This window comes from Saccharomonospora saliphila YIM 90502 (assembly GCF_000383795.1).
GTDB lineage: Bacteria > Actinomycetota > Actinomycetes > Mycobacteriales > Pseudonocardiaceae > Saccharomonospora > Saccharomonospora saliphila.
In genome coordinates, this window is the sequence record NZ_KB912638.1 from 2,430 (window position 1) to 5,031 (window position 2,602).

The 2,602-nt window shown below is 73.6% G+C and carries 4 protein-coding genes; 2 read left to right on the top strand and 2 right to left on the bottom strand.

Annotation, left to right across the window (positions count from 1 at the left end; translation table 11 throughout):
- The coding region (locus tag SACSA_RS21595; RefSeq protein ID WP_019814056.1) for a mycothiol transferase at positions 1 to 453 on the bottom strand (453 nt) is incomplete at its 3' end.
- A 48-nt stretch (positions 454 to 501) separates the two neighbouring features.
- On the opposite strand from SACSA_RS21595, the gene SACSA_RS25720 reads away from it, so the two are divergent.
- Positions 502 to 1,218: a hypothetical protein gene (locus tag SACSA_RS25720; protein WP_019814058.1), complete on the top strand. Its 717-nt coding sequence runs from the start codon at positions 502 to 504 to the stop codon at positions 1,216 to 1,218.
- A 49-nt stretch (positions 1,219 to 1,267) separates the two neighbouring features.
- A complete protein-coding gene (locus SACSA_RS0105030; protein ID WP_019814060.1) occupies positions 1,268 to 1,975 on the top strand; it encodes an alpha/beta hydrolase in 708 nt (235 codons plus the stop codon).
- A gap of 51 nt (positions 1,976 to 2,026) precedes the next feature.
- On the opposite strand, the gene SACSA_RS21600 is transcribed toward SACSA_RS0105030, so the two are convergent.
- Positions 2,027 to 2,602, bottom strand: a 576-nt coding sequence (locus tag SACSA_RS21600; RefSeq protein WP_019814062.1) for an Abi-alpha family protein, incomplete at its 5' end; no start/stop codon positions are given.

Consider the following 2,602-nt stretch of genomic DNA (forward strand, 5'->3'; position numbering starts at 1 on the left):
ACCGAGCCCGCCGAGCCCCGGGAGAGCGCCGCCGAGTCCGTGGAGGTCCCACGTCTCGTCGATGACCTCGTCCAGCGCCTCCTCGGTGAGGCGTTCGAGGTAGGACACGGTCTGCGTGTAGACGGCGTCGTGGTAGCCGGTCAGCAGCTCAGCCGAGTCGACCCGGACCGAGGCGACCTCGTCGCGGGTGTGGCCGAAGCCGGTGTCGTCCACGGGCAGCGGCAAGCGGAACCGGTCGGACCAGCCCTGCGCGGTCCACACCTGCTCGGTGCCCGCCACGTCGGCCACATGGTCGTCCTGCACGCGGGTGAGGTGCCACAGCAACCACGCGATCGTATTGGCGTCGTGGCCGACACGATGGGTGAGCGCGGAGGCGTCGAGCCCGTCCGCCGCGTCCGCGACCGCTTCCTGGACGCGGCCGAATCCGTCGATGAGTACGTCGATGCCGTTCATACCGGAATTCTGTTCGCCCGTGGCCGATCCCGCTGGGACGATCAGGACATGTCCCCGGAACACCCGACCGTCGAGGAGTTCATGGCGCTCGCCCGCTCCTCACCGACGCTGTGGCTGACGCTGCGCTGCACCGTCACCCGGCGCAGACCCCACCCGTCCCCGGAGGACGGCGGCACCGTGCCCGACTGGCTACCCGACTGGGCGAGCGCGGGCGTGCGTGCGTGGGTGCGCCGCCCGGACGCGCAGCGCGTGGAGGCCGCCGACGGCACCGTCCTGGACATCACGAGCGGGCACCAGCCGATCCACGGGCATGACACGCCGCTGTTCCAGGATTACCACTGGGTCGCGATGCTGGCCCCGGGAGAGCTGGGCGAGGGCACCGACGACCTCGGCGAGCCGGGGCCCGCACCGGTCACCGCCGACACCGTGGTCGACGTGACCCACGGCGGTCGGCGCGCGTGGCAGGCCGACCTGCGGCCCACCGAGTACTACGACCCGCTCTGCGGGTGCTGCCCCCTGTTGTTCTCGGCCGAGAGCGAGGACATCGAGGCCGGGGCCGGCGCGACACCACTGCGGGAGCGGTACCCGGGGCTGCGCTACGCCGACGCCCACCGGGTGCGGCTCGACGTCGCCACGGGTGTGTGCGTCTACACCGAGGAACTGGGCGGGTCCCGTCCCGGCGCGGGGCACGACGTGCGGATCGAGGCCGTCGACGAACCGATGCCCGACAGCCTGTTCGCGCGGGCGACGCGGCGTCGCGGGTGATACCCGACCACCGCCGGGAGCCGCACAGGACCATCGACGGGGAGTCGACATGACGACATTCGTTCTGATCCCGGGCGCGGGATCCGCGCCCTGGTACTGGCACCGTGTCGCGCCACTGCTGGGGGAGCGCGGGCACGACGTCGTCGCCCCGGACCTCCCGTGCGACGACGACACGGCGGGGCTGGCCGCCTACGCCGACGCCGTGGCCGAGGCCGTGGTCGGCACCGTCGGTGCCCACTCGGACGTGGTGCTCGTGGCGCACTCCTTCGGCGCCTTCACCGCACCGCTGGTGTGCGACCGGCTTCCGGTACGGCTGCTGGTGCTGGTCGCGGGCATGATCCCGCGTCCGGGGGAGTCGGCGGCCTCCTGGTGGGAGGCCACGGGCCAGCCCCGCGCCCAGCGCGAGTGCGCCGAACGCGAGGGGCGCGACCCGGACGCCGAGCCCGACCTCGGGGAACTGTTCCTGCACGACGTGCCGGAACACCTGGCCCGCCGCGCCCTCGTCGAAGGGGAGCGCGACCAGTCCGGCACGCCGTTCGGCGAGCCGTGGCCGCGTGCGGCCTGGCCCGACGTGCCGACGCGGGTGCTGCTGTTCCGGCAGGACCGGCTGTTTCCGGCGCCGCTCCAGCGAAGCGTGGCGCGAGCACGGCTGGGCGTCGAACCCGAGGAACTGGACGGCGGGCATCTCGCGCTGCTCAGCCGTCCACGCGAGCTGGCCGACCGGCTCCTGACCTATGCGGCCGGCACTCGTTCCTGACCCGAGCATGGGTGTCCGGTGTGGACGACCAAGGGGACGTCGATGAGGAGTTCAGGCCCCGTGCGGATCGCAGGCCGCCCAGAAGCGGCGGCCGAGGGCGGAGAGGCGGAGGGTGCGGCGGTCGAATCCGGCGCGGGTGCGGCCCGCGAGCGCCTCGACCACGGTCTCGTCGGTGAGCAGCACCTCGTACTGGGTGTCGAGCGCCGGGTCCTCGCCGTCGATCTCGACCAGTCCGAGAGCGGCCAGGCGGGTGACGTACCCGGGCACGTGGCCGGGAAGGGACACCCCGGCCGCGTGCCCGACGGTCGAGGCATTGCGCAGCAGCACCCGTCCGGTGCGGCGCAGGGGCGACCGCTCGTGCACATCGAGCACCGCGAACGGCGTTCCGTCGGCCAGGACGGCCAGGATGCGGGCCTCGTCAGGGGCCAGCCGGTGCAGCAGCAGTCCGTAGAGGTGCTCGCGCGCACGGTCCTCATCGGCCGAGAGCGCGAGCAGATCGGCCATTTCGGCCCGAAGGTGGGCGGCCCGGGCCGCGCGGCGAGCGCCGTCTCCGGCACCGTGACCACCGGTGTCCTCGGTGGACCCGCCGAGGCCGCGTACCCGTCCCGGGAGCGCGCGCGCCCTCGG